Here is a 23,586-nt window from a genome sequence, read left to right on the forward strand (position 1 = left end):
CCCGCGCCCCCACGCAAACACCCCGGTTAAGCCCGGGCGGGGTACAGGCCCCGTTAGCGGGGCCGGACCCCCCCCCCGCCCGCCGGGGGGGGCGCCCCCGCTGCGCTGAGGGAGGACGCGCTGCGGTGGGGACGGCGGGGCGGCCGCGCCCGGCCCCGAACGCACGAAGATCGCCCGGGCGCCGCTTCCCCGACGACGCCCGGACGATCTGTCCTGCGAGCCTACGACGGCGGGGCCGGTGCCCTCACGCCGTCGCGACCGGATCGTGACCCGCCGGGTCCGCTAGACGACCTGGTGCAGCCAGGTGATCGGGCTGCCGTCGCCGGCGTGGCGGTAGACCTCGAGGTCGGCGTCCCAGGCCGCGCCGAGCAGCTGGTCGACGCCGTGCCGGAACGCCTCCGCCGAGGTCGCCGTGGCCGCGAGGTGGCGCAGCTGCTGCTCGGTGACGATCAGGTCGCCGTTGGCGCTCGTCGGCGCGCGGAAGACCCCGTGCCCGGGCACGTAGGACATGCGCTCGCCGTCGTTGCCGTGGCTGGCCTCCTCGGTCACCTCGAAGCGCAGCATCGGCCACGCGCGCAGCGCGGCGACCAGCTTGGCGCCCGTTCCGGGGGACCCGGTCCAGGCGACCTCGGCACGGTAGGACCCGTGCGCCGCGGGCTGGTCGGCCCACGACAGGGAGACCGGCGCGCCGATGACGCGCTCGAGCGCCCACTCGACGTGCTGGCACAGCGCCTTCGGGCACGCGTGCACGAAGACGACACCCTGGGTAGACGACCGTCGCTGCACGGTTACCTCCATCGACTCGATCGGTCTCGTCTTCCCCAACGGACGATCGATTCGGTGACAGGCTGTGTTCGGCGGTCTGAGACCCCAGGGCCTCTCGAACAGTGTGCACGATGGTCCCGCGGTCGCGCCAGTGGGGATGGGGCGGATGCGTCACATGTGACTGTTCGTGACCGTTGCGCGCACTCTTCCCAGGTCAGCGGCCATACCACGGCCGTGGCGCCGTCGTCCACCGGCCCAGCCCTGCGCTCGTGACGGCCACCGTCTCATCCTCACGGCGCGTCGCCGATGCGACACGCCGCGTGGACTCTCCGCGCCGACCGGTCACGCAGGGTGATCAACAGCGGCGCCGTGCAGGTGCCGGCCCGGCTCGGCGGTCCCGACCCGGTCGCCGCCGGCCGCCTTGGCGCGGTACATCGCCTGGTCGGCCCGCACCAGCACCTCGTGGTCGTCGTCCCCGGGGTGCACGAGGGTCCACCCCACGCTCGCGGTCACGCCGACCGCCGCGCCGGCCCGGGCCACGCCGTCGCGGATGCGCTCGGCCAGCAGCGCCGCGTCCGGCGCCCCGGCGACCGCGGCCAGGACGGCGAACTCGTCGCCGCCGAGCCGGGCGACCGTGTCGGTCTCGCGGACCGCCGCCCCCAGCGCCGCCGCCACCGACCGCAGGACGGCGTCCCCGGCGGGGTGGCCGTCCCGGTCGTTGACGCCCTTGAAGCCGTCGAGGTCCACCAGGCACAGCACGCTGCGCCCGGCCGCGCCGGCGATCGCGCCGTGCAGGCGGTCGAGGAAGGCCCGGCGGTTCAGGCAGCCGGTCAGCGGGTCGGTGGCGGCGAGCGTCTCGTGCGTGCGCAGCAGCAGCGCCTGCCGGTCCTGGGACTCCCACACGTTGGCCGAGGCGAGCGCGCAGAGCAGGGTGAAGGTGGCCATCACGACGGCGACGAACAGGCCGGCGGTGCGCGGCTCGGGCAAGACGTCGACGGCGAGGTACGCGGCGACCATGAAGCCGCCCATCCAGACGACGCCCGCCGGCTGGAAGGCCGCCGACATGAACCCCAGCGTGAGGAACAGCAGGCAGATCAGCGGGCTGTCCGCCCCGCCGTCCACCCGGGTGCCGATGACCACGAGCACGGTCGTGGCAGCGCTCCAGGCGTAGAACAGCGCCGGGCCGCGGGCGTCGCGCACCATCGCGGCCAGCGGCAGGAGCAGCAGCAGTGGGGCGCCGGCGATCGCCACCCCGGAGAGGCCGAGCAGGACCGGGTGCAGGTGCCCCGCCGTCGGGGTCAGCAGGGCGTAGCCGACCGTGGCGAGGGCGGCGACCTCGGTCAGCAGCACCCCGAGGCGCACGTGGTGCACCCAGTAGGCGACCCGGGCGTCGTCCTCGGCCAGGGGCCGGTAGAGCGCGCGGCGGGTGCGGGCGAGCACCCGGGTCAGGGCGCGTGGCGGATCCTGCGCGGCACCGCGCCGGTCGCCCGTGGCTGGAGTCACCCCACCGAGGTCGGCGGTAGCGCAGGCCGGCTTGACCGCGCCTCCCCCGCCGGAGGGAGACCATCGCCACGCCTGACGCGCGGTTCGGCCGGGTACGCGGCCGCCCATGGGACGAGCGCAGGGAACGGGCCCGGTCCGGACGGCGCACGGGATGGCCGACGCCGGCCGGGACGTCGTCGGGCCGATGGTGCTCGGCGCCTGGGACGCCTTCCTGGCCCAGGCGGAGGCCGTCGACCTCGACCGGCCCACCCGCCTGCCGGGCTGGCGCGCCCACGAGGTGTGCGTGCACCTGGGCTGCTGGGACGACCACACCGCCCTGGCCGACCTGGTCGCGTCGGCGCGGGCGGGCGGCGCCGGCCGGCCGCCGGACGTGGACGGCACCAACGCGCGGGTGACGGCGGCGCACCGCGACGCCCCGCGCGCGGAGGTGCTGGCCGCGCTGCGCCGCAACCGGGAGGCCACCGCCCGCTACCTGGCCGAGGAGCCCGTCGCGCTGGACACCGCGCCGGCGGTGGCGACGGTGGGCACGCTGCCGCTGCTGTCGGTCGTCCTGGGCCAGGCCTACGAGCTGGCGGTGCACGGCCTGGACCTGGCGCCGCTGGGCGGCCCACCGGTGCCCGCGGAGGTGCTGCAGTCGGGGATCGCGGCGCTGGCCGACGTCACCGGCGCCCTCGCGTCGTCCTGCGGCATCACCGGCGGGGTCACCCTCACCACGCCGGACGGCGGCTGGGCGTTCGCCGCCGACCGGGCCGGCTGGCGGGTGCGCCGGGCCGACGCCGGCGACCCGCCCGGCGCCGGCGTGCAGGCGCGCGCCGACCTGCTGCTCGATGCCGCCTCCGGCCGGGTCAACCCGGTGGCGGCGCTCGCCCGCCGGCGGCTGCGGGTGCACGACGTCGGCGGGCTGCTGCAGCTGGCGCCGATCGTCTCGGCCGCGCCGGGCATCCCCGGCGGGCCGATCCTGGCGCTGGCCGCCCGCACCCTCGGCGGGGCGGGCGGCCTGCTCGGCCGGCTGCGCGGGCGGTAGGCGGCGGGCGGTGGACGGCTAGCAGGCGCCGCCGAGGGAGATGCCGTGCGCGGACAGCCACGGCATGGGGTTCACCCGGCTGGCGTAGAGCCCGCCCTGGTGCACCTCGAAGTGCAGGTGCGGACCGGTCGACTGGCCGCGGTTGCCGACCTCGGCGATCTGCTGGCCCGCCGCGACGACGTCGCCGGCGCCGACGAAGAACTGGTTCACGTGCCCGTAGAGGGTGATCGAGCCGTCGCCGTGCTGGACGTACACCGCCAGGCCGAAGCCGCTGGCCGGTCCGGCCTGCAAGACGACGCCGTCCTCGGGCACGCGGATCGGGGTGCCGATCGGGGCGGCGATGTCGACGCCGTAGTGCATGGTCCCCCAGCGGGCGCCGTAGCAGGAGCTCACCCGCCCGTCGGTCAGGGCGACACCGCCGGAGGTGGCGGCCAGGGCACCGGCCCGCGAGGCGGCGGCCTGCTGGCGCTCGTAGGCGGCCTCGGCGTCGACCACGCCCTGGGCGCGCAGCAGCTCCAGCTGCGCGGCGCGCAGGCGGGCGTCCAGGTCGGCCTTGCGGGCGCTCAGCGCGTCGAACTCGGCCTGCGCGTCGGCCAGGTGCTGGTCGGCCGCGGCGGCCGCGGCGTCGGCGGCGGCGCGCAGCTGGTCCCGCTCGGTCACGGCGGCGCGCGCGGCGGCGTCGGCGCGGGCGACCTCGAGCTCGATCGCCTCGTGCTCCTCGAGGACGGCGGCGCGCTGGTCGCCGAGCAGCTCCAGGGTGGCCGCGCGCTGCAGCAGCTCCTCGGGGCTGTCGGAGGAGAGCAGCACCGCGGCGCTGCCGTACGCGTCCGCGGCGCCCATGTAGGCCTCGCGGCCGACGTCGGCCACCTCGTCCTCGGCCTCGGTGACCGCGGCCTGCGCGGCGGCCAGCCGCTGGGCGGCCTGGTCGGCGGCGGTCTGCGCCTCCGCGAGCTGCGCCCGCGCCACCAGGGCGGCGTCGGCGGCGGCCTCGGCCTCGACCGTCATCCGCTGCAGGTTCTCCTCCGCGGCCCGGACCTCGGCCGAGACGGCCTCGACCTCCGCGGCGGCGGCCTCCTCGGCGGTGCGGGCACCGGCCAGGTCGTCCTCCGGGGCGGCGGCCGCGGGAACGGCCGGCGCGGCGGCCAGGAGGACGCCCGCGACCCCGGCGAGCAGGGCGGCGCGGAACCGGCGCGGCCGGGCGGTCGGGTGGTGCGGGCGGTGCAGGGTCGCCAAGGCGGCGGCACTCCGTTCTCCGGTCCGCCGGCGTGGAGGACGTCGTCCTCCCGCGCGTGCCGGTGCCCCCGTGGCACGCGCGATCCGGGACGGCGCGTCCCGGCCCTCCCGGCAGGCGGCCGGGACGGATCGGCGGGGCCAGCCGAGGTCCCCGGTGCGGGGAGCGTGGCCCGGCCGAGCCGCGCGCGACGCTACCTCCCACCGGCCCCATCGGTCACGGTCGGATAACACCTCCGGCGCGCCTCCTTGCCCCAACGGGTGACCTCACCTGCGGATCGGGTGAACGGCCCCGGGCGCAACGTGACGAAGGGCACCGCCGGGTCGAGGAGGCCCGCGCCGTCGGTCCGCCTACCGTGGGGACGACGCGGCGGCCGCGGCGTACCAGGAGCAGACGGTCGCGCTCGCCGAGCGCATCGGCCACCCCGGCCGGCCGGCCGCCGCACGGCGGGCCCTGGACCGAGCCGCCGCCCGGACCACGGCGGCGCGCCGGGCGCGGTCGGTCACGAGCCGCGGACGAGGTCGCGGCGACGCACCCAGCGGCTGTGCACCCCGCGCAGCACAAGCCGCAGCGGGGCCGGCGCCGATCCCAGCAGCTGGGCGCGCTCCTCCGGCGTGCGGCAGGCGTCGACGACCCACGGCAGCACGAAGACCATGTGCCGCAGGCTCGTGCCCTTGCGGAACCGGGTCTCCACGCGGGCGAAGTCGCCGGCGGAGACGTAGCGGCGCACGACCGGGAAGACGTCGCGCTCCTCCTCCGCGATGTGTTCGTCGAGGGAGTCGGCGACCTGGGTGACGACGGCGGCCAGCGGGGCGGCCGCGGCCGGCCCCTGCGCGGCGAAGGCGGCGAGCAGCGGCTCGGCCCGGTCGAGCACGTCCTGCAGGGCGGCGTGGTCGTCGGACAGCGGCGCGAGGTCGACGTGGGCGCCGGCCGAGGCGGCGATCACCGGCCACAGGACGTCGTCCTCGCGGGAGTGGTGCACGTGCACCTCGTGCAGCATGTGGCCGGCGAAGGCGACGACGGCCTGCTGCCGCTCGCGGTCGCAGGGGCCGCCCGCGGCGATGTCGGTGAGGGCGTCGGCGAGCAGCCGGCAGCCGTTGCGCAGTGCCCGGTGCACGAGCGCGAAGCCGAACAGGTCGGCCTCCGGCTCGTCGGGGGTGCGGCGCGGGGTGACGGGGAAGGGCAGGGCGGCGGTCGCTGTCATGCCGGGAACGCTCCCGCCGGCGCCTTGTCAGCCCCTTGTGGGGCGCTTGTCGCCCCCGGCCGCCCGTTGCGGCGCTTCTGGCAGGCTGTCGGTGCGGTCCCGGGCGACGCCGGCCGCACGGGGCGGTAGCTCAGCTGGTCAGAGCATGGGACTCATAATCCCTGGGTCGTGGGTTCGAGCCCCACCCGCCCCACCGGCCTTTGCGCTGGTCAGCGCTTCGTTGCCGTTCGAACCAGAGCACTGCTCGCGCTCGACGCCCACCCCACGCCCACTTCACGCATCGTGACGCCTCGTCACTGAGGCTTCGTGGGCCGCGTCATGCGGTCGGCGAGCGCCCCGAGGTCGTCGTCGAAGAGGCCCGAGTAGACGTCCAGGGTCATGGCTGCGGAGGCGTGGCCGAGCATCCGCTGCACGACCTTGACGTTGGCGCCGCTGGCGACGAGGAGACCGGCCGCGGTGTGCCGGAGGTCGCGCGGGGTCAGGTCCTCCCGTCCCGCTGCAGTGGCCGCCGGGTCGGAGAACCGGCGGCGGAAGTCGCCCGACCGGAGGACGCCGCCATCTCCACGAAGCGCAGGCCCGTGTAGGCGAGCAGGCGTACGACGTCCGCGTAGGCGCCCGCCTCCTCCCCTGGGCGCTCGACCTGTTCCCGGGTCACGAATCGGGACTCTGCCCTGCGGACCCTGGGCAGCGGCACACCCTCGGCCGGGTTGCGCGGGATGCGGCCGTCCGCACCGCCAGCGTGAGGACGAGGGCCAGGACGCGGTGTGCCTGTCGGACGGTGGCCGGCGCGAGGCCGCCGGCGGACAGCTGGGCCACCCAGGTCGCGACGTCCGCGTGCGAGGCATCAGCCAACCGGTGACGTCCCCAGCGCGGGAGGATCTGCGCGCGCAGGAGCGACCGGTAGCGGTACAGGTGCTGGGCTCGAGGCCGGTCCGGGCGTCGACCCACTGCTCGGCCCACGCCTCGACGATGACCCGGCCCCGCTCGGGGGGCGGTGGGCGTCGACCTCGCGCCTGCAGCGCTTCTCGTGTTGCCGCCCACTCGGGTCCCGGTACCGCGCGCGGTGACGCTCGGTCCCGTCCGGTGCAGTGACTGTAGTGATCGACCCCGCCATGAGCCGACGCTGCCCAGGACCTGCTCCCGCGTCAGCGACCTCCCCGTGAGCCTGTGGACGCCCCGGCCCCGGGGCGATCAGGCATGCAGGAAGACGTAGGCGACCGCCAGCCCACCGGCGGAGGACCCTGCACTGCTCGGGCACGAGCGGCAGCCGGCGGGGGTCCACGCAGCGCCCACGGGCAGCGGGATCAGGACGGCGGCGATCCCGAGGCCCCCCGCCGCGAGGAGGACGACGTCGGTCACCACGCCGGGGCCCCTCGGCCGGTCACAGCTGCGGCCGGACGCCGGCCTCGTCGCGCAGGTCGCCGGCGCCGAGTCCGGCCTCCCCGCGGACCGCCGCGAGACCGGCTCCGCGCCGGCCCAGCGGCAGCACGGTCCGCCGCTGAGCACCTTCGAGTTCCAGGGCCAGGGCCGCGTAGACAGCCACGACCGCGAGGAGCAGGCCGACCCACCCGGCCGCCGTCTTCCACACGGCCGACCCGGTGAGCTCGTAGACCCCCGTCACGGCGAAGCGCGTCGCCGCGAGTGCCATGACCGCTGCGGGCACGACCTTGCTGCCCGCAGCGGCGGCTGCGGGCACGACCATGGCCAGGCCTGCGGTCACCAGGAAGACGCCGAGCCCATCGCTGACCGCGCCCGGCGGCGAGGTGAGCGTGGTGAACCCGACCACGGCCCACGTGCTCGACAGCACACCCATCCCGGTAGCGGCCACCGGGTCGCGCGCCAGGAACCCGATCACGGACGACAGCAGTTGCAGCGGCACGGTCGCGGCCAGCGCAGTGAGGGCGGCGATCCGCCCTTCGGTGGGGGCGATCCACTCGAGCTGGACGGCGCTGAACAGCACGGTCGAGACCGCCAGCGCCAGGAACCCCAGCGGCAGCGGGGTGGCGATCGGCCGGAGGACGACGCGCGTGCCCAGGGGCTCGGACATCAGCTCACCAACGCCTGGGTCGCGGACTCCTTGAGCTTGGCGTTGGCCCAGCGCATCTGTCGCAGCGTGTCGGGGTGGCAGCGTTCGGCCAGCTCCAGCAGCTCCCGCTTCCGGGCCCCCTGGGCGGCCTGCGCGAGCAGCTCCCAGTCCAGCGAGACCCCCGCGGCCTCCCGGTGGACGTGCCGGAGATCGGCGAGCAGCAGCAGGCCCGGCTCGGGGCGGCGGCCCAGCAGGTCGGAGGTCGCCTGCTGGACCCGCTCGAGGATGCGGGGCTCTCCCTCGGGCTCGGGGTCGAGGTCGACGCCGAAGTCGCTGCCGATGCGGGCCAGCTCGGTGACGTGCCGCTGGGACCAGCGGGCGATGTCGCCGGCGACGTAGAAGACCTCGTGATCGGCCTTGTGCCGGTCGGAGACGGCGAGCAGGACCCGCGCCAGGTGGTTCTCCGAGCGGTGCAGTTCCTCGATGGCCAGCCCGAGCTTCACCAGACACCGTCCCCCTCGGTCGCCAGCGCGGCGTCCCCGCCGCGGGTCGGCGGCACGTCCGCCCCCCCGGGCTGCGAGCCGGTCGTGGTGGGAGCCGGCGCGGGCCCGGTGGCCTCCGCCAGGCGGGTCACCGCGGCCGCCGCCGTCTTGAAGATCGGCTGCTTCGAGCAGGCATCCCAGTCGGTGAGCGTCAGCTCGTTCGCCGCGCGCCCCCGTTCCCCGTCGGGTCCGTGGCCGCCCGGTTCGTCCCAGTAGCCGTAGTGGAAGGGGAGGAAGAGGACGCCGGGCCGGATGCCGCTGATCCGCAGCCGGGCCTGCACCCGCCCGCGGGGGGTGACCACCTCGAGCAGGTCGCCCTCGGTCCAGCCGCGGTCGGCGGCGTCGGAGGCCGACATCTCCACCCACACCTCCGGGGCGGCGGCCTGCAGCTGCGGGGCGCGCCCGGTCTTGGTGCGGGTGTGGAAGTGGTACAGCGTGCGGCCGGTGATCAGCTGGAAGGGGAAGTCCTCGTCGGGCAGCTCGTGGGGCGGCAGGTACCCGGCCGCCTTGAGCACCGCCTTGCCCGAGGGGTTGAGCGCCTTGTACTCGGTCTCGTCCAGCGGGGCGCCGGTGACCAGGTCGCGGCCGTAGCTCTCGCAGTAGTCCGGCTCGGCCCAGAACCGCCCGTCGACGTAGATGCGCTCGGTGCCGTCGGGGTGCTCGTCGTTGCAGGGCCACTGGATGCCGCTGCCGCCGCGCAGCTTGTCGTAGGAGAGCCCGGTGTAGTCGCAGGGCCGGCCGCGGCTGCACTCCTTCCACCCCTCGAACGCGCCCTTGGGGTCGGACCACTTCACCAGCGGGGCGCCGTCCTTGTCCCGCAGGTCCAGCCGCCGGGCGAAGTCGATCAGGATGTCCAGGTCCGGCCGTGCCTCCCCCGGTGGGTCGACCGCCTTCTCCGACAGGTGCACGGTGCGGTCGACGTTGGTGAACGTGCCGGTCTTCTCGCCCCACGTCGCGGCCGGGAGGACGACGTCGGCGAGCTGGGCGGTCTCGGACAGGAAGATGTCCTGCACGACGAGGAAGAGCCGCTCCTGCGACAGCAGCGACCGGATCCGGGTCAGCTCCGGCAGCGAGACCGCCGGGTTGGTGGCGGTGACGTAGAAGAACCGGATCGACCCCTCTTCGATGTACCGCAGCTGCTGCATGATGTGCGTCGGCGGCGAGTAGTGCGGGATGTCCATCGGATCGACGTTCCAGACCCGGGCCAGGTCCTGGACGTGGCTGTCGTTGGACCAGTTCCGGAATGCCGGCAGGTCGCCGTCTGCGCCGGCCTCGCGGGTGTTCTGCGCGGTGGGCTGGCCGTTCATCTGCAGGATCCCGCAGCCGGGCTTCCCGAGCATGCCCCGGATGACGTTGACGTTGTTCACCTGGACGGCGGCGGCGGTGGCCTGGTGCGACTGGTAGAAGCCCTGCAGCACCGTGGAGAGCAGCCGCTCGGCGTGCCCGATGACCCGCGCCGCCTCCCGGATCCGCTCCACCGGGACGTCGCACACCTCCGCCGCGACCTCCGGCGGGTAGTCGGCCACCCGCTCCGCCAACTCCTCGAAGCCCACGGTGTGCGCGTCGAGGTAGGCGTGGTCGACCCAGCCGTTGCCGATGATCTCGTGCAGCAGCGCGTTCATCAGCATCACGTTCGTGCCCGGCCGCGGGGCCAGGTGCACCGTCGCCGCCCGGGCAACGGGGGTCTCGCGAGGGTCGACGCAGACGACCTGCGGCGGGTTCGGCCCCGCGAGCCGGTCCAGCACCCGGGTCCACAGCACGGTCTGGGTCTCGGCCATGTTGTGCCCGTACAGGCAGATGACGTCGGCGGAGTCGACGTCGGTGTAGGAGCCGGGCTGCCCGTCGGAGGCGAAGGTCTCCTTGAGCGCGGCCGCCGCGGTCGCGGTGCACAGCCGGGTGTTGCCGTCGACGTGGTTGGTGCCGATCCCCCCGTGGGCGATCAGCCCCAGCGTGTAGTACTCCTCCAGGAACAGCTGCCCGGTCGTGTAGAAGGCGATCGAGCTCGGTCCGCGCTCGTCGAGCAGCTCCCGGCACCGGCCGGCGACGGCGTCCATCGCGGTGTCCCAGTCGCACTCGACCAGCTCGCCGTCCCGCCGGATCAGCGGCCGGGTGAGCCGGTCGGGCGAGTTGTTGGCCTGCCAGCCGAACAGGTCCTTGGGGCCCAGCCGGCCGTGGTTGACCCGGTCGACGGCGCGCCCCCGGACGCCGACGATCCGACCGTCCTTCACCGCCATGTCGTACGCGTCGCCGTTGGAGTGCAGGATCGACGCCGTCTGCACCCAGCGGTCGACGTCGTCCTCGGTCAGGTCGCCGTCGAGGTACGAGTCGACGCGGACAGGCCAGGTCTCCCCCGACCCGTACGGCGTGCGTGTCCCCCATGGTTCGGCGATCCGGTCGATGCGGGTCATCCGGCAGCTCCTCGTGCGCGGCTCCGGCCCGCCGTCTCCGGGCCGAGTCCCCCGTACCCGCGTCGACCGCACCAATCGCGGCTCCGTATGACGACTTCGTGACGACGGGGTCGGGAGCCGCCGTCCACCACGCCGACGGGTACGGGCAGGGCGGCGCAGGACGCGGTCGTCGTCCGGACGGCCCGGCGCCACGACGAGGGAGGAGCCGCTCATGACCGTCGCCGGTCAGATGCTCGACACGTACCCGCAGGACCTCGGCAACGTGGACCAGGAGAAGCTCCGCGCCTGCATCGAGGCGTGCGTCGAGTGCATGCAGGCGTGCACCGCCTGTGCCGACGCCTGTCTCAGCGAGGAGTCGGTCGCCGATCTCCGGAAGTGCATACGCTCGAACGCCGACTGCGCCGATGTCTGCGACGCCACTGGTCGGGTGCTCTCCCGGCACACCGGCTATGACGCGAACCTCACCCGCGCGGTGCTCGAGGCCTGTGCCGCCGCCTGCAAGGCGTGCGGTGACGAGTGCGGTCGGCACGCCGACATGCACGAGCACTGCCGGGTGTGCGCGGAGTCCTGCCGCCGCTGCGAGCAGGCCTGCCGGGACCTGCTCGGCTCGCTCGGTTGAGTCGCGGCGGCCGGGGCGCCCGACACGAGCTCGGGCGCCCCGGCGCGCCGCTCCTGACGTCTACCTGTCCACCCGGGCTGGTCGGGTCCGTCCGGCCGGTCGCACACCTCGGGCGAGGACGACGACGAGCACGGGCAGGGCGACGGCAGCCGCAGCGGCGGCGAAGGCCCTGGCCAGGGACGGGCCTGCCGCGCCCGCGCCCATGACGCCCCCGGCGACGGCCGCCACGGCTGCCGCGACTGCGAGCAGCGAGAAGCCGGCGATCGAGCGTCTCGCCCGCGACTCCTCGGACGCGGGGCGCTGCGCTCCGTGGACCGCCACGGCGCCCGCGGTCGACAGGGCGCCGGCGGTCAGCAGGAGGACCAGGACCGGCCAGCTCATGTGGTCCCCGTGCTGCTGGGAGTCCGCCGGCGGGTCACCCGGCCGAGGGCCGCGACGCCTGCGACGGCAGAGCTGAGCTGAGCTGGAAGGCGATCTCCAGCCAGTTGACGCCGGGGCTGCGGGCCACCCCGACGGCGCGGGAGATCAGCGTGCCGATGACCGCCGCGGCCACTCCGACGACGAGCGCCGGCCACACGGGTCGGGACCGGGCGTCCGGGAGGAGGAACCAACCGAACGCGCCTACCACCAGGCCGATGACCAGAGCCGTGACGAGACTCGTGACCTCCATGTCGACCTCACCTCTCCGGTCGTGACGTCCGTCGCCCTGTGCGGCCCAACGGTCCGGAGATACCCCGACCGGCTCGAGCGCCCCGCCGCCGGCGCGGTCGTCATCGGACCTTCATGAAGCGGGCAGCGGCGCCCCCGTGGCGCCGCTGCCCGCGGTCCTGGTCGCCTGCTGCTCAGCGCGGGGGTGGCCCGGGCACTACGACACGGCCCCCGGGCCGGGTGGTCGTGTCGACATGTCGATCCCGTGACGGTCGGTGGGACACACCGGCAGCGGCCTCCTGGTGCGAGGCTCACCCCGCACCCTGACCGTCATGCACGACGTCTGGATCGAGTCCCCGCACAACCTGCACTGCCCCCGCTGCGATCGGCGGTTGGTACAGCAGGCCGGCGTCCACTTCCACAGCCGGCTGCAGTCGCCGGTGTACGTGGGCGAGGTGAGCACGTTGAGTTGCCCGGGCGGACACCGGCTGCCCGACCGGCAGGAGCTCTACTCCCTGCGGGAGAGGCGCGGGTACGCCCCCGTCGCATCCGTGTCACAGGTCCCGCCGCCGCTCCGGTGACCTCCGTCCGCCGTTGCGCGGCGGACCTGTCTGGAGGTCCAGCACCCGCGACAGCCCGGTGCGGTGCACCATGTCGCGGGTGCGCCGGTCGGCGCCCCTGAGCGCCACCGCCCCGCCGCGGGCGCGGCACATCCGGTGCGCCCACAGGAAGCTCGCCAGGGCCGAGCTGCCCACCGTGTGCACCCTGCTGAGGTCGACGACGATCCGGCGGGCACCGGCGAGCAGCGCGTCGTGCAGGAGCCACCGGACGTCGGCGAGTCCGTCGGCCAGCAGTTCCTCGTCCAGCCGGACGACCACCTCGTCGTCGACCGGCGCCTCCGTCCGGACCCCCGTGCTGGCCATGTTTCCTCCCGGGACGTCGACTCGGCTGCCTGCGGTCGAGCATGTCCGGCCGACGTTGCGATCTCCCGGTCCGCACCTTTGCGATCCCGTGACGGTCCGCTCCCCCGAGCGGTGCGGGCGCGCCCCGGTGGCAGCATGGACCGACGTGTCACCGCGACTCCTCGTCGTCGAGGACGACGACTCCATCCGTACGCCGCTGCGCTGGGCCATGGAGGACGAGGGCTACACCGTCGCCGAGGCCGTCAGCGGCGAGGAGGCGTGCGCGCTGGTCGACGCGACTCCGCCGGACGTGATGCTGCTCGACCTGATGCTCGGCCAGCTGGACGGCTTCGGTGTCATCCGGCACGTCCGACGTCGTCACGACCTGCCGATCGTCGTGGTCAGCGCCCGCGCCGACACGCACGACATCGTCGCCGCGCTGGAGGCCGGTGCGGACGACTACGTGACCAAGCCGTTCCACGTCAGGGAGATCACCGCGCGCCTCCGTGCACTGCGGCGGAGGACGGGCGCAGCCCGCTCCGAGGCCGAGACCGGGGCGGAGGAGGTCCTGCTGGACCGGCACGACGAGGCCCCGCTGGTCCTGCGGCCGCACAGCGGGACGGTGCACCGAGGCACTCAGCAGCTGCCGCTGACCGTCACCGAGTTCCGTCTGCTGTGCGAGCTCGCGTCGGTTCCCGGCCACGTCCTCAGCCGCCAGGACCTCCTGGAGCGGGTGTGGCAGCACGGCTACTTCGGGGACGAGCGGATCGTCGACGTCCACATCCGCCGCCTGCGCACGAAGGTCGAGCTCGACCCGGGGTCACCGCGGCTGGTGCTGACCGTGCGAGGGCTCGGTTACCGCCTGGACCCCCAGTGAGGCCGGCGCTCGGGCCCCGAGGCCTGCGCGCACGCATCGTCCTCGCCTTCGCCGCCGGCGCACTACTGGTATCGGCGGTCCTCGTCGGAACGACGTTCGTGCTGGCCCGGGGCTACCTCCTCGACCAGCGGGAGGACGCGGCGACCCGGGCCGCCTTCGTCGATGCCGACCTGCTGCGCAACCGGCTGGCGACCTCCGGCACCGAGATCGCCGACGTCCTGGCGCAGCTGCCGTCGGGGGCCTCGGAGATCGTGGTCCGCAGCGGCGGCTCGTGGTACTCCTCCAGCCTGGACGTCGGCGCACGGGACGTGCCGCCGGAACTGCAGGAACTGGTCGCTGGTGGGTCGGTCGGCCGGGTGCGTTCGGCGTCCTCGGACGGCCCCCGCCTCGTCGTCGGCGTCCCCGTGGCCGGCGCGGACCTCGAGTTCTATGAGCTCGCCCCCCTCGTGGAGCTGCAGTCGGTGCTCCGCACGCTCGGGATCGTCCTCGGTGCGGGGGCGCTGACCGCGACGGCCGCGGGCGCCGCCTTCGGCGTGTGGGCGAGCCGGCGCGTCGTGCAACCACTGGACCAGGTCGCCGCGGCCGCGACCCGGATCGCCGGCGGGGAGGTGAGCACGCGGCTACCACCGACCGACGACCCGGATCTCGCGGCCATCGTCGGCAGCTTCAACACCATGGTCGACGCCCTGGCCGCGCGTATCGAACGCGACGCCCGCTTCGTCGGCGACGTGAGCCACGAGTTGCGCAGCCCCCTCACCGGCCTCGTCACCAGCGTGGAGGTCCTCGCCGGCCGCGGGGACGAGCTGAGCCCGCGCTCCCGGGAAGCCCTGCGCCTGGTCGAGCAACAGCTGGCCGCCTTCCGCGCCACGTTGGACGACCTGCTCGAGCTGGCACGCCTGGACGACGACACGGCACCGCACGCGCGGACGCCGATCGTCCTCGCCCAGCTCGTGCGCGAGGTCCTGTCGGCCACCGGCCGCCGAGCCGACCTGGTGGTGGCGCACCAGGACGAAACGACCGCCATCGCGGGGGACAAGCGGGAACTCGAGCGGGCGGTCCGCAACCTGCTCGACAACGCCGATCGGCACGGCGGCGGCGCCTGCTGCGTGCACGTGCAGCGCCGCGAGGACACCGTGGTGCTGAGCGTGGACGACGCCGGTCCCGGGGTGTTCCCCGAGGATCGTGAGCGGATCTTCGAGCGGTTCGTGCGAGGGCCCCGAGCGGCCCGCGGATCGCTGCCAGGAGCCGGACTCGGGCTGGCCATCGTCGCCGAGGCGGCCGCACGGCACGGTGGATCGGCCTGGTGCTCGGCCAGCCCGTGCGGCGGGGCGCGGATGAACGTGTCCATCCCGGCGGTGGACGCATGAGGTCCCGGCTCGCGGCCGTCGCGCTCGTGGCACTCCTGGCTGCATGCGGGGTCACCACCGGCGGCTCCCCGGAGGAGATCGCGCCCTCCGACGTCCCCTACGGGTTGCTCTCCGCGACACCGACGACGGCCACGCCGTCGTCGGTGGCCCCGGTGGGCGATCAACCCCGGGTCTACCTCGTGTCGTCCGACGACGTCCTCGTGGCCAGCGGGCGGGAGGTGGGGAACGGGACGGTCGGGGACCAGCTCCAGGAGCTCCTGGACGAGCTCACAGTCGGACCGACCACCGACGAACTCGACGACGAGCTGACCACGGCGCTCCCGCCGGGCACCGAGCTCTCGGTGGAAGCGGTGGACGGCGGCACCGTGACCATCGACCTCACCGGCCCGGGTGAGGCACCGTCGGGTCTGCAGAGCCGTCTCGCGGTGGCCCAGATCGTGCTGACCGCCACGAGCCTGCCCGACGTCCGGGCCGTCCTCCTGACCAGTGATGGCGACCCGCTCGAGGCGCCCCTCCCGTCCGGGGAGCTGACCACCGAGCCGCTGGTGGCGGGGGACTTCACGTCCCTCGTCGTGGCGCCGCCGTCGTGACTTTGCGGTCCCGTGACGAGTGCGGCCAGCACCTCCCGGGGCCGATCGGGAACTGCCAGGCTGGCGCCATGGACAGCCCGCTCCCCCGCCTCGACGGCCGACCCGCGATGAGCGAGGTCGTCGACCCGCGTCGTGGCTCCGTACGGGTCAGCGGTGACCTCACCGCACAGGGCGCGGACCTGGTCCGCGGCACCGTCGAGTCGCTGCGCCGGAGCGGTCACGCGGTGGTGCTGCTCGATCTCGCCGACGTCCGCACCGCAGACACGGCCGGCCTGCACGACCTGCACGCACTCGAGCAGGCGGTCGCCGCCGACGGAGGGGAGTTGGTGGTCATCGAGCCACCGGCTGTCCCGGCCCCGCGCGGCTGACCGGCACCACTGCCGGTGCAGGAGCCGTCAGGGAGTCGGGTCCTCGGCCGGGTCCGGGAAGTCGAACGGTTCGGACGGGGTCTGGCCCTCGGCCGCCACGACCGCCTCGACGGTCACCTCGCCGGCCTCCTCGAAGACGAACGTCACCGGGATGGACTCGGACGAACGGAGCGAGGTCCGGACCTCCTCCAGGACGATCGAGGGTGAGCCCTCCGCGCCGACGTACACGTTGTCGTCCGCGGGGACCCGGATTGCGGTGGGCTGGCCGGCATCGGTGATGGCGGCGTCGGTGAAGTCCGGCCCGCGGACGTCGAGCAGGTCGTCCTCCTGCGAGCCGTCGTTGGCGATGCCCAAGTACAGCGGGGCATCCTCGCCCTCCTCGTAGATCCCGTCCTCGGGATACGCGAGCTGCACCTGCAGGACCCTGATCGACTCGTCGACGGCGGCGTCGGGCCCGACGGCGCCGGAGTCGTCGACGTCCGGCACCTCCTCGCCGCAGGCAACGGTGGCGAAGGCCGTTGCCAGTGCGGCGCCGACCGCCCAGGTACGGGGCCGTGTGCGTGTGCTCATGGCGGTCCTCCTCGGCTCGTCCACGGACCTCGGTCGTGGTGTTCCGTGCCCGGAGTCCCCCGCGTCCCTGCAGACCTCAGCGCTTCGTCACGCCATCGCAAACTCCGACGGGCGCGGGCCGTGTCGCGGGAGGGCGGAGGTCAGGCAGCCCTGCTGAACCCGCCGGTCCGCCGGCTGAGGCCCGCAGCGGGGGCCGAGGACGAAGCTCCCGGCCACCGCCGCCGGGCTGATCCAGAAGTGGCCGGTGACCGCGGTCCCGGACGGCGGCGAGCAGGCCGAGGGTCAGAGGCATGGGATCCGGGCCCGAGCTGGTCCGCATTGCAGCCCCATGACGAGACGGTGGCCTGCGGTCCCGAGAGCGCCGCCCCGGGTAGGTCGAGAGGACCGAACATCGAGAGGAGAAGCGCCATGACGACCCGGTCCCCCGGCAGGATCCGCGAACTCGCCGACACCGACCAGACCATCGCAGATCCCCAGGCCGACGTCCGCGGCCGCACGGTCGTCGACCGGGGCGGTGAGGAGATCGGTCGGGTCGACGACCTCCTGATCGACGAGCAGGCGAAGCACGTCCTGTTCCTCCGCGTGGCCGAGGGTGGCTTCCTCGGCTTCGGAGCGAGCCACTACCTGGTCCCCGTGGAGGCCGTCGTCGCCGTCCACGCGGACCGCGTGGAGATCGACCAGTGGCGCGGCGGCATGGGTGATGTCCCGGCCTACGACCCGGAGCTGGCTCCCGTGCCCGCCTACTACGGCAACGTCTACGGATGGTGGGGCGTGGCGCCCTACTGGGGTGCGTACCCCCGCTGACCCGGCCCCTCCCTCGGGCGCCGCAGCCGGCCCGCCGAAAGGCCGTCCGCAGGAGCGCACCGGGACGGGGCCGTGACTGCGTCGCGCGGGGGCGACGGCATCGCGGATGACGCCGGCTGGCCGCTGTACCTGGACCGGTACGCCGCCCTGTTCACCGCGGGCCGCTGGCGTGCCGCCGATCGTGGCCTCCGCCGAGGTCGACCGGCCCGCCGCCGACGTGTTCGCCTACACCACAGACCCGACCCCGTTCCCCGAGTGGCAGGCCGGTGTGATCAGTGGTCGCTTCGACGGTGATGGCGGCGGGGTGGGCGCACGGTGCATCACCGTGCGCCCCATCGGCGGTGCCGAGCGGCCCAGCACCTCGGAGCTCGGCCCGCCTCGAGGCTCGACCGTGAGCGACCGATGACCGCGGCCCCGTCCAGCTCTCGCATCGCTCATCCGCACCGTGGCTGCTGCGATGGCAGCGGCTGGCGCCCGAGGGTCGGGGTGCTGTTCTCGTAGCGGCCGCGACGATCGCGCTGACGTGCCGCAACAGGCGCGAGGAGTCTCCACGGCCCTCCTCGGTGCGGGTCCGCCGTGGCACTGCGGGGAGCCGGCCGCTGGCATGACGACTGCCCCACGGGGAGCTCTGCGTTCAACAGCTCTGCGGCATGCCCTACGGCACTACAGGGGTCCTCCTCCGCACGTGGGTGAGCTGATGCACCCCCTCGCATCAGCCGCGCGGCTACTCCTGTCACTGGCGGACGACTGGAGGACTCCTGCAGCGTCTCGGGACGGGCTGTCGCCTGGCCACCCACCTGTTCGGGACCTGGAGAAGGCGCCGACAGCCTCACCGCCGACCACGACGCGGGAGGCCCCAAGTGCGGCTCGGTGTACGCACACCTGGCACCGCCCAACTCCTGAGGACACCGGATGATGGTCCGACAGGACCACGGGGCTGTGTCTCGATCACGGGATCACCGCGCCGCAGGACGCCGCCCCACACGACGTTGATGGGAGGTTCGTCGTTCCCCGGCCTCAGTGCACCGACGGCTCGGGCGAGGGGGTCGTCGCGGCCTGCGCCGCAGGCTCCTCCGGCGCGTCGGGCACCCGCAGCCGCTTGAGCAGCAGCGCGTTGACCGCGACCAGGAAGCTGGACCCGGACATCGACAGGGCGGCGATCTCCGGGCGCAGCACGAGGCCGAACGCCGGCTCGAACACCCCGGCGGCGATGGGCAGCGCGACGGCGTTGTAGCCGATCGCCCAGCCGAGGTTCTGCCGCATCTTGCGGACCGTGCCCCGGCCGATGGTGAGCGCGGTGGGGACGTCGAGCGGGTCGGAGCGCATGAGGACGACGTCGGCGGTCTCGATGGCCACGTCGGTCCCGGCGCCGATGGCGATCCCGAGGTCGGCCTGGGCCAGGGCCGGGGCGTCGTTGACTCCGTCACCGACCATGGCCACACGCTTGCCGGCCCGCTGCAGCTCGGTGATCGTGGCTGCCTTGTCGCCGGGCAGGACCTCGGCGATGACGGTGTCGATGCCCAACCGCCCGGCGATCCGGCGGGCAGTCGCCTCGTTGTCGCCGCTGAGCATGACGACCTCGACGCCTGCCTCGTGCAGGGCGGTCACCGCGGCGGCCGAGGTCTCGCGCGGGGCGTCCGCCAGGGCGATGACGCCGGCGGCGCGGCCGTCGACGGCGACCAGGACGGCGGTGCGGCCGCTGCCGGCCAGCTCGTCCCGGCGGTCACCCAGCGTGCCGAGGTCGACGCCCTCGTCGGTCATCAGCCTGGCGTTACCCACCAGGACCCGGTGGCCGGCGACCTCGGCCGATGCCCCGTGGCCGAGGACGTTGCGGAACCCGGTGGCCGTCAGCGCCGGCACGCCGAGCTCGTCGGCGTGCCGGGCCACCGCGGCGGCCAGCGGGTGCTCGGACTCCCGCTCCACGGACGCGGCCAGGGCGAGGACGTCGTCACGGGCCATGCCGTCGACGACGACGTCGGTGACCTCCGGCTCCCCCTTGGTCAGGGTGCCGGTCTTGTCCATCACCACGGTGTCGATCCGGGCGGAGGTCTCCAGCGCGGTGGCGTTCTTGAACAGCACTCCCCGGCGGGCGCCCAGCCCCGTGCCGACCATGATCGCCGTCGGTGTCGCGAGGCCCAGCGCGTCCGGGCAGGTGATCACCACGACGGTGATCGCGAACAGCATCGCCTCGGCGAACGAGGCTCCGGCCAGCAGCCACACCGTCAGCGTGAGGCCGCCCCCGAGGAGCGCGACGAGCACCAACCAGAACGCGGCACGATCGGCCAGCCGCTGGCCGGGCGCCTTCGAGTTCTGCGCCTCCTGCACCAGCTGCACGATCTGCGCCAGGGCGGTGTCGGAGCCGACCTTCGTCGCCCGCACCCGCAGCGTGCCGGTGGTGTTGACCGACGCACCGATGACCTCGGCGCCGGGCGTCTTGTGCACCGGGAGGCTCTCGCCGGTGACCATCGACTCGTCGACCTCGGAGTCGCCGTCCTCGACCGTCCCGTCGACCGGGATCTTCGCCCCCGGCCGGACCAGCAGCAGGTCCCCGGTGACGACCTCGGCCGTGGGTACCTCGACCGGCCGTCCGTCGCGGATCACCACCGCCCGTGGTGGCGCCAACTCCAGCAGCGCGCGGATCGCGTCGTTCGCTCCCCCGCGGGCGCGCATCTCGAACCAGTGGCCGAGCAGCACGAAGGCGGTGAGCACCGACGCGGCCTCGTAGAAGACCTCGCCGCCGCCGGTGAGGGTGACGACCAGGCTGTAGAGCCAGCCGGCGCCGACCGCGACGGCGACCAGCACCATCATGTCCAGCGTCCGCGCGCGCAGCGCCCGCCAGGCGCCGTCGAAGAAGATCCAGGCGCTGTAGGAGACCACCGGCAGCGACAGGACGAGCGAGAAGACGTCGTCGCGCAGGCCGAAGGGCGCCGCTGCGGTGAAGCCCAGCACGTCCCGGCCGATGGGCGACCACAGCAGGATCGGGATGGACAGGACGGCCGCGACCAGGAACCGGTTGCGCATGTCGCGGACCATGGCGTCCATCGACATGCCGGCGTGGTGCCCGCCGTGGCCCGTCGCGTCCTGCGGGGTCGTCCCGGCGTGGCCGTCGTGGCCCTCTGCGGATCCGTGGGGCTGCGGCTCGGCCGCCGGATCGCACACGTGCCGAGGAACCGACTGCCCGGCGCAGTGGTAGCCGCAGTCGCGGACCCAGCCGGCGAGGTCGGCCACCGACGTCCGGGCGGGGTCATAGGTGACCGTGGCGGTCTGGCCGACGGGGTTGGCCGTGACGCGCAGAACGCCCGGCCGCCGGCCGAGCACCGCCTCGGCCACTGCCTTCTCCGATGCCCACTGCATGCCGGCGAGTTCCATGACCACCGTCTGCTCCGTCGGCATCGCCGCTCCCTCCGTCGGTCGGTGTCACCCGCGGGCAATGTACCCCCCAGGGGTATACACCACCATGGGAGTCCGGCTGCACCGCGGGAGTACGCCCCGTCCCCAGCCGACCCACGACGGCGCCGGACCGGCCCCCACCACGGCCGGGCCACGCGGCGGTCGACGGGCCCGGGGCGCCCCCCGACCGCGATGCGTTCAGCGTCCGGCGCGGGCGAGCCGCTTGGGCCGGGCGGTGACGACCGGGGCGGTCAGCCCGATCGCGCCGCGCAGCACGCGCGGGAAGCGCGGGATGTCGGCGTAGTCGATGCCACCCCAGGGGGGTCGGGGGTCGTAGTCGATCGCTCGTTGCACCCGGCGGGCGGTGGCCTCGTCGGTCAGCCGGGCCGCGAGGTGCAGGGCCATGTCGATGCCGGCGGAGACTCCGGCGGACATGATCAGGTTGCCGTCCTCGACCCATCGGCGCCGGCGGTAGGTGGCACCGAGTTCCTCGAGAACGCCGGAGTAGAACCAGTTGGTCGTCGCGTCGCGGCCCTCCAGCAGTCCGACCGCTCCGAGGATGAGCGAGCCGGTGCAGACGGAGGTGACGAGCTCGGCGGACGCGGCGGCGGACCGCACGTAGTCGCGCACCAGCGGGTCGCTCATCGCGCGGATGGTGGGCAGCGCGCCACCGGGCACGAGGACGATCGCCGGGTGCGGGACCTCCTCGAACGTCCGGTCGGGGACCATCGCCACCCCGACGTCGGTGGGCACCGGCTCGCGCCGCGCCCACACGGTGACGGCGCGGTGGCCCGGCGCGAAGCGCTGCAGCGTGGTCAGGACCTGCAGCGGGCCGACCAGGTCCAGCACGGTCAGCCCCGGGTAGAGCACGAGGGCGATGAGCCGTTCGTCGCCCTCCGGAGGACCCGTGGCGCCGCCGCCGGGGTCGCGCAGCATCCGAGCGAGCTCCTCGTCAGCGACGTCGGGCGCCACCGGGCCGAACGGCGGCTGGGGGTCGTACTCCGCGAACAGCTGGCCCAACCGGGCGACGGCCTCGCCGCGCAGCCGGGCCAGCAGGGGCAGCGCCATGTCGATGCCGGCCGTGCCGCCGGCAGCGGTGTGCAGCCGGCCGTCGACCAGCCACCGCTCGGAGGCGGGGATCGCGCCCAGCTCCTCCAGCGGCTCCCGGAAGGCCCAGTGGACCGCCGCCCGCCGGCCGCGCAGCAGATCGGCGGCGGCCAGCACCAGCGCCCCGTTGCCGGTCGAGCCCACGACCTCCGCTCCCGCGGCGGCCGATCGCACGTAGGACAGCAACGGCAGGTCCTCGGTCGCGGCGAGGGTGGCCGCGCCGCCGCCGGGCACGATCACCGCCCACGGGTCGGGCACCTCGGCGTACGTGGCCGCCGGAACCAGCTGCAGGGGCGTGTCGGTAGCCAGCGGCTCCGCGCTCTCGCCGACCACGACGGTGCGGTACCGCACGCCCCCGATGCCCGGGGTCTTCAGCACCGTGAGCGGACCGATCAGGTCCAGCGGCGTCACACCGGCGTGGACCGGGAACGCGAGGACCTTCTCGTTGCCAGGCACAGCGTCTCCCTCCGGTGGCCGGCGTGGTCAGTTCCGGGTCCGGCGCGCTGCCGCAGGTGCATCCGGCGCCGCGCGCGGTGCGGGCACCCGGGTGCCGTTCGTCGCGGCGGCGACGATGTGGGCAGCGTCGTCGGTGACGAAGCCCAACAGCGCCGAGCCCCGGGTGTGCTGCCAGGGCAGGCCGAGGAAGAACAGCCCGGGCACCTCGGTGACGCCGCGGCGGTGGACGACGCGGCCGTCGCGGACCACACCGGGGACGTGGATCCAGGAGTGGTCGGGCCGGTAGCCGGTCGCCCAGACGACCACGCCCACCTCTCGGTCGGTGCCGTCCTCGAAGCGGACGGTGCGTCCGGTGGCGTCGACCAGCCGTGGCCGGAAGCGGACACCGGCGCGCTGCAAGGCGCGCCGGCTGCTGCCGATGAGGAACTCGCCACGGGCCTGCATCCGGCGGCCCAGCCGGGAGTCGGCGGTCGCCCGCATGAGGCCCAGTCGGGTCAGCCACCAGAACAGGTCACGGCCGAGCAGCCGCTGCGGCAGCGCCGGGTAGGCCGAGCCGACCGACAGCTCGACCGGCCGGGTGCGGGCGAGCTCGTCAGCGATCTGGAAGCCTGAGTTCCCACCGCCGACCACCAGGGTGGGTCCCGCGGGCAGGGCGTCGGGGCTGCGGTAGGCGCTGCTGTGCAGCTGGGTCACCGAGTCGTCCAGCCCCGCGGCGATCGGCGGCACGAACGGCGTCTGGAACGGCCCGGTCGCCACGATGACCTGCCGGGCGGTGTACGTCCGGTCGGCGGTGACCAGCCGGAATCCGCCGTCGGCGCGCTCCAGCCGGGTCACCCGCGCACCCAGTGCGACCGGCAGATCGAAGGCGGCGGCGTAGTCGCGCAGGTAGCCGGCGACCGCCTCCTTGCCCGGATAGGTGCCCGTGGACGCCGGAAACGGCCGGCCGGGCAGCGCGTCGTGCTCGGCGGGGGTGAACAGCCGCAGCGACTCCCAGCGGGTGCGCCAGACGTGCCCGAGCTCTGCGGCGGCCTCCAGGACGACGAACCGCAGCCCCCGTTCGCGCAGGTACCAGGCGGCGGCCCCGCCGGCCTCCCCCCCCCCCCCCAACACGACGTCGTAAGGGTCCCACGGGGGGGTCACCCGGGGGCCCCCCGGGCCACCGCGAATCTGAAAAAAAAACCGCAG

The 23,586-nt window shown here is 74.6% G+C and carries 23 protein-coding genes, 1 tRNA gene and 1 pseudogene; 10 read left to right on the forward strand and 15 right to left on the reverse strand.

Annotated features, from left to right (window positions below; genetic code table 11):
• Positions 1 to 282: 282 nt before the first annotated feature.
• Both ACI79F_RS23620 and ACI79F_RS23625 read right to left on the reverse strand, forming a co-directional pair.
• On the reverse strand, positions 283 to 786 hold the full coding sequence (locus tag ACI79F_RS23620) for a DUF3145 domain-containing protein (protein ID WP_456547542.1): 504 nt from the start codon (positions 784 to 786) through the stop codon (positions 283 to 285).
• 321 nt (positions 787 to 1,107) lie between these two features.
• Positions 1,108 to 2,205 carry a diguanylate cyclase domain-containing protein gene (locus tag ACI79F_RS23625; RefSeq protein ID WP_456547543.1) on the reverse strand — a complete coding sequence of 366 codons (1,098 nt, stop codon included), beginning with the start codon at positions 2,203 to 2,205 and terminating at the stop codon, positions 1,108 to 1,110.
• Between the two features lie 169 nt (positions 2,206 to 2,374).
• Between ACI79F_RS23625 and ACI79F_RS23630 the strand changes: the two genes are divergently transcribed.
• The gene (locus ACI79F_RS23630) at positions 2,375 to 3,292 is read left to right on the forward strand and encodes a maleylpyruvate isomerase N-terminal domain-containing protein (protein ID WP_456547544.1); all 918 of its coding nucleotides are present in this window, start codon (positions 2,375 to 2,377) and stop codon (positions 3,290 to 3,292) included.
• An 18-nt stretch (positions 3,293 to 3,310) separates the two neighbouring features.
• Here ACI79F_RS23630 and ACI79F_RS23635 read toward each other — a convergent pair whose 3' ends face one another.
• Positions 3,311 to 4,525, reverse strand: a complete 1,215-nt coding sequence (locus tag ACI79F_RS23635; protein ID WP_456547545.1) for a M23 family metallopeptidase — start codon at positions 4,523 to 4,525, stop codon at positions 3,311 to 3,313.
• A gap of 500 nt (positions 4,526 to 5,025) precedes the next feature.
• Positions 5,026 to 5,727: a hemerythrin domain-containing protein gene (locus ACI79F_RS23640; RefSeq protein ID WP_456547546.1), complete on the reverse strand. Its 702-nt coding sequence runs from the start codon at positions 5,725 to 5,727 to the stop codon at positions 5,026 to 5,028.
• A gap of 119 nt (positions 5,728 to 5,846) precedes the next feature.
• Between ACI79F_RS23640 and ACI79F_RS23645 the strand changes: the two genes are divergently transcribed.
• Positions 5,847 to 5,920, forward strand: a tRNA-Ile gene (locus ACI79F_RS23645).
• Positions 5,921 to 6,146: 226 nt separating this feature from the next.
• Here ACI79F_RS23645 and ACI79F_RS23650 read toward each other — a convergent pair.
• The 4 genes and pseudogenes from ACI79F_RS23650 to ACI79F_RS23665 all read right to left on the reverse strand — a co-directional run.
• Positions 6,147 to 6,572 (reverse strand): annotated as a pseudogene (locus ACI79F_RS23650) (hypothetical protein); the annotation flags it as partial.
• A gap of 536 nt (positions 6,573 to 7,108) precedes the next feature.
• On the reverse strand, positions 7,109 to 7,774 hold the full coding sequence (locus tag ACI79F_RS23655) for a GPR1/FUN34/YaaH family transporter (protein WP_456547547.1): 666 nt from the start codon (positions 7,772 to 7,774) through the stop codon (positions 7,109 to 7,111).
• Positions 7,774 to 8,256, reverse strand: a complete 483-nt coding sequence (locus tag ACI79F_RS23660) for a hypothetical protein (protein WP_456547548.1) — start codon at positions 8,254 to 8,256, stop codon at positions 7,774 to 7,776. The genes ACI79F_RS23655 and ACI79F_RS23660 overlap by 1 nt, the downstream gene beginning before the upstream one ends.
• Positions 8,253 to 10,703, reverse strand: coding sequence for a molybdopterin oxidoreductase family protein (locus ACI79F_RS23665; protein WP_456547549.1), 2,451 nt, complete (start codon positions 10,701 to 10,703; stop codon positions 8,253 to 8,255). Before ACI79F_RS23665 ends, ACI79F_RS23660 begins: the two co-directional genes overlap by 4 nt.
• Positions 10,704 to 10,914: 211 nt before the next feature.
• On the opposite strand from ACI79F_RS23665, the gene ACI79F_RS23670 reads away from it, so the two are divergent.
• Complete coding sequence (locus tag ACI79F_RS23670; protein ID WP_456547550.1) at positions 10,915 to 11,322, forward strand: four-helix bundle copper-binding protein; 408 nt, start codon at positions 10,915 to 10,917, stop codon at positions 11,320 to 11,322.
• Between the two features lie 60 nt (positions 11,323 to 11,382).
• On the opposite strand, the gene ACI79F_RS23675 is transcribed toward ACI79F_RS23670, so the two are convergent.
• Both ACI79F_RS23675 and ACI79F_RS23680 read right to left on the reverse strand, forming a co-directional pair.
• Positions 11,383 to 11,703: a hypothetical protein gene (locus ACI79F_RS23675; RefSeq protein WP_456547551.1), complete on the reverse strand. Its 321-nt coding sequence runs from the start codon at positions 11,701 to 11,703 to the stop codon at positions 11,383 to 11,385.
• A gap of 34 nt (positions 11,704 to 11,737) precedes the next feature.
• A complete protein-coding gene (locus ACI79F_RS23680) occupies positions 11,738 to 11,992 on the reverse strand; it encodes a hypothetical protein (RefSeq protein WP_456547552.1) in 255 nt (84 codons plus the stop codon).
• 310 nt (positions 11,993 to 12,302) lie between these two features.
• On the opposite strand from ACI79F_RS23680, the gene ACI79F_RS23685 reads away from it, so the two are divergent.
• Positions 12,303 to 12,551, forward strand: a complete 249-nt coding sequence (locus ACI79F_RS23685; RefSeq protein ID WP_456547553.1) for a hypothetical protein — start codon at positions 12,303 to 12,305, stop codon at positions 12,549 to 12,551.
• Here ACI79F_RS23685 and ACI79F_RS23690 read toward each other — a convergent pair.
• Positions 12,525 to 12,893 (reverse strand): STAS domain-containing protein, encoded by a 369-nt coding sequence (locus tag ACI79F_RS23690; protein ID WP_456547554.1) that lies wholly within the window; start codon positions 12,891 to 12,893, stop codon positions 12,525 to 12,527. The two genes, ACI79F_RS23685 and ACI79F_RS23690, sit on opposite strands and share 27 nt — an antisense overlap.
• Positions 12,894 to 13,038: 145 nt before the next feature.
• On the opposite strand from ACI79F_RS23690, the gene ACI79F_RS23695 reads away from it, so the two are divergent.
• The 4 genes from ACI79F_RS23695 to ACI79F_RS23710 all read left to right on the forward strand — a co-directional run bounded on the left by ACI79F_RS23695 (position 13,039) and on the right by ACI79F_RS23710 (position 16,074).
• Positions 13,039 to 13,749, forward strand: a complete 711-nt coding sequence (locus ACI79F_RS23695) for a response regulator (protein WP_456547555.1) — start codon at positions 13,039 to 13,041, stop codon at positions 13,747 to 13,749.
• On the forward strand, positions 13,746 to 15,116 hold the full coding sequence (locus tag ACI79F_RS23700; protein WP_456547556.1) for a sensor histidine kinase: 1,371 nt from the start codon (positions 13,746 to 13,748) through the stop codon (positions 15,114 to 15,116). The genes ACI79F_RS23695 and ACI79F_RS23700 overlap by 4 nt, the downstream gene beginning before the upstream one ends.
• Positions 15,113 to 15,706 (forward strand): GerMN domain-containing protein, encoded by a 594-nt coding sequence (locus tag ACI79F_RS23705; RefSeq protein WP_456547557.1) that lies wholly within the window; start codon positions 15,113 to 15,115, stop codon positions 15,704 to 15,706. The genes ACI79F_RS23700 and ACI79F_RS23705 overlap by 4 nt, the downstream gene beginning before the upstream one ends.
• Positions 15,707 to 15,774: 68 nt before the next feature.
• Positions 15,775 to 16,074, forward strand: coding sequence for an STAS domain-containing protein (locus ACI79F_RS23710; protein WP_456547558.1), 300 nt, complete (start codon positions 15,775 to 15,777; stop codon positions 16,072 to 16,074).
• Positions 16,075 to 16,101: 27 nt separating this feature from the next.
• Here the strand turns inward: ACI79F_RS23710 and ACI79F_RS23715 are convergent, their stop codons facing one another.
• On the reverse strand, positions 16,102 to 16,644 hold the full coding sequence (locus ACI79F_RS23715; protein WP_456547559.1) for a hypothetical protein: 543 nt from the start codon (positions 16,642 to 16,644) through the stop codon (positions 16,102 to 16,104).
• A 408-nt stretch (positions 16,645 to 17,052) separates the two neighbouring features.
• On the opposite strand from ACI79F_RS23715, the gene ACI79F_RS23720 reads away from it, so the two are divergent.
• Entirely contained in the window at positions 17,053 to 17,448 is a 396-nt protein-coding gene (locus tag ACI79F_RS23720; RefSeq protein WP_456547560.1) for a PRC-barrel domain-containing protein, read from the forward strand.
• Positions 17,449 to 17,617: 169 nt separating this feature from the next.
• Positions 17,618 to 17,854, forward strand: coding sequence for an SRPBCC family protein (locus ACI79F_RS23725; protein WP_456547561.1), 237 nt, complete (start codon positions 17,618 to 17,620; stop codon positions 17,852 to 17,854).
• A gap of 611 nt (positions 17,855 to 18,465) precedes the next feature.
• On the opposite strand, the gene ACI79F_RS23730 is transcribed toward ACI79F_RS23725, so the two are convergent.
• The 3 genes from ACI79F_RS23730 to ACI79F_RS23740 all read right to left on the reverse strand — a co-directional run bounded on the left by ACI79F_RS23730 (position 18,466) and on the right by ACI79F_RS23740 (position 23,511).
• A complete protein-coding gene (locus ACI79F_RS23730; RefSeq protein WP_456547562.1) occupies positions 18,466 to 20,841 on the reverse strand; it encodes a heavy metal translocating P-type ATPase in 2,376 nt (791 codons plus the stop codon).
• Positions 20,842 to 21,036: 195 nt separating this feature from the next.
• Entirely contained in the window at positions 21,037 to 22,401 is a 1,365-nt protein-coding gene (locus ACI79F_RS23735) for a DJ-1/PfpI family protein (RefSeq protein WP_456547563.1), read from the reverse strand.
• Between the two features lie 27 nt (positions 22,402 to 22,428).
• Positions 22,429 to 23,511, reverse strand: coding sequence for a flavin-containing monooxygenase (locus ACI79F_RS23740; RefSeq protein WP_456578958.1), 1,083 nt, complete (start codon positions 23,509 to 23,511; stop codon positions 22,429 to 22,431).
• Positions 23,512 to 23,586: the final 75 nt, after the last annotated feature.

The organism is Blastococcus sp. SYSU D00868, from assembly GCF_054050575.1.

Excerpts from the sequence above, each read along its gene's own strand:
- ACI79F_RS23630 (WP_456547544.1), top strand. The coding sequence starts at position 2,375 with ATGGGACGAGCGCAGGGAACGGGCCCGGTCCGGACGGCGCACGGGATG.
- ACI79F_RS23640 (WP_456547546.1), bottom strand. The coding sequence starts at position 5,727 with ATGACAGCGACCGCCGCCCTGCCCTTCCCCGTCACCCCGCGCCGCACC.
- ACI79F_RS23655 (WP_456547547.1), bottom strand. The coding sequence starts at position 7,774 with ATGTCCGAGCCCCTGGGCACGCGCGTCGTCCTCCGGCCGATCGCCACC.
- ACI79F_RS23665 (WP_456547549.1), bottom strand. The coding sequence starts at position 10,703 with ATGACCCGCATCGACCGGATCGCCGAACCATGGGGGACACGCACGCCG.
- ACI79F_RS23670 (WP_456547550.1), top strand. The coding sequence starts at position 10,915 with ATGACCGTCGCCGGTCAGATGCTCGACACGTACCCGCAGGACCTCGGC.
- ACI79F_RS23675 (WP_456547551.1), bottom strand. The coding sequence starts at position 11,703 with ATGAGCTGGCCGGTCCTGGTCCTCCTGCTGACCGCCGGCGCCCTGTCG.
- ACI79F_RS23680 (WP_456547552.1), bottom strand. The coding sequence starts at position 11,992 with ATGGAGGTCACGAGTCTCGTCACGGCTCTGGTCATCGGCCTGGTGGTA.
- ACI79F_RS23685 (WP_456547553.1), top strand. The coding sequence starts at position 12,303 with ATGCACGACGTCTGGATCGAGTCCCCGCACAACCTGCACTGCCCCCGC.
- ACI79F_RS23690 (WP_456547554.1), bottom strand. The coding sequence starts at position 12,893 with ATGGCCAGCACGGGGGTCCGGACGGAGGCGCCGGTCGACGACGAGGTG.
- ACI79F_RS23705 (WP_456547557.1), top strand. The coding sequence starts at position 15,113 with ATGAGGTCCCGGCTCGCGGCCGTCGCGCTCGTGGCACTCCTGGCTGCA.
- ACI79F_RS23710 (WP_456547558.1), top strand. The coding sequence starts at position 15,775 with ATGGACAGCCCGCTCCCCCGCCTCGACGGCCGACCCGCGATGAGCGAG.
- ACI79F_RS23715 (WP_456547559.1), bottom strand. The coding sequence starts at position 16,644 with ATGAGCACACGCACACGGCCCCGTACCTGGGCGGTCGGCGCCGCACTG.
- ACI79F_RS23720 (WP_456547560.1), top strand. The coding sequence starts at position 17,053 with ATGACGACCCGGTCCCCCGGCAGGATCCGCGAACTCGCCGACACCGAC.
- ACI79F_RS23730 (WP_456547562.1), bottom strand. The coding sequence starts at position 20,841 with ATGCCGACGGAGCAGACGGTGGTCATGGAACTCGCCGGCATGCAGTGG.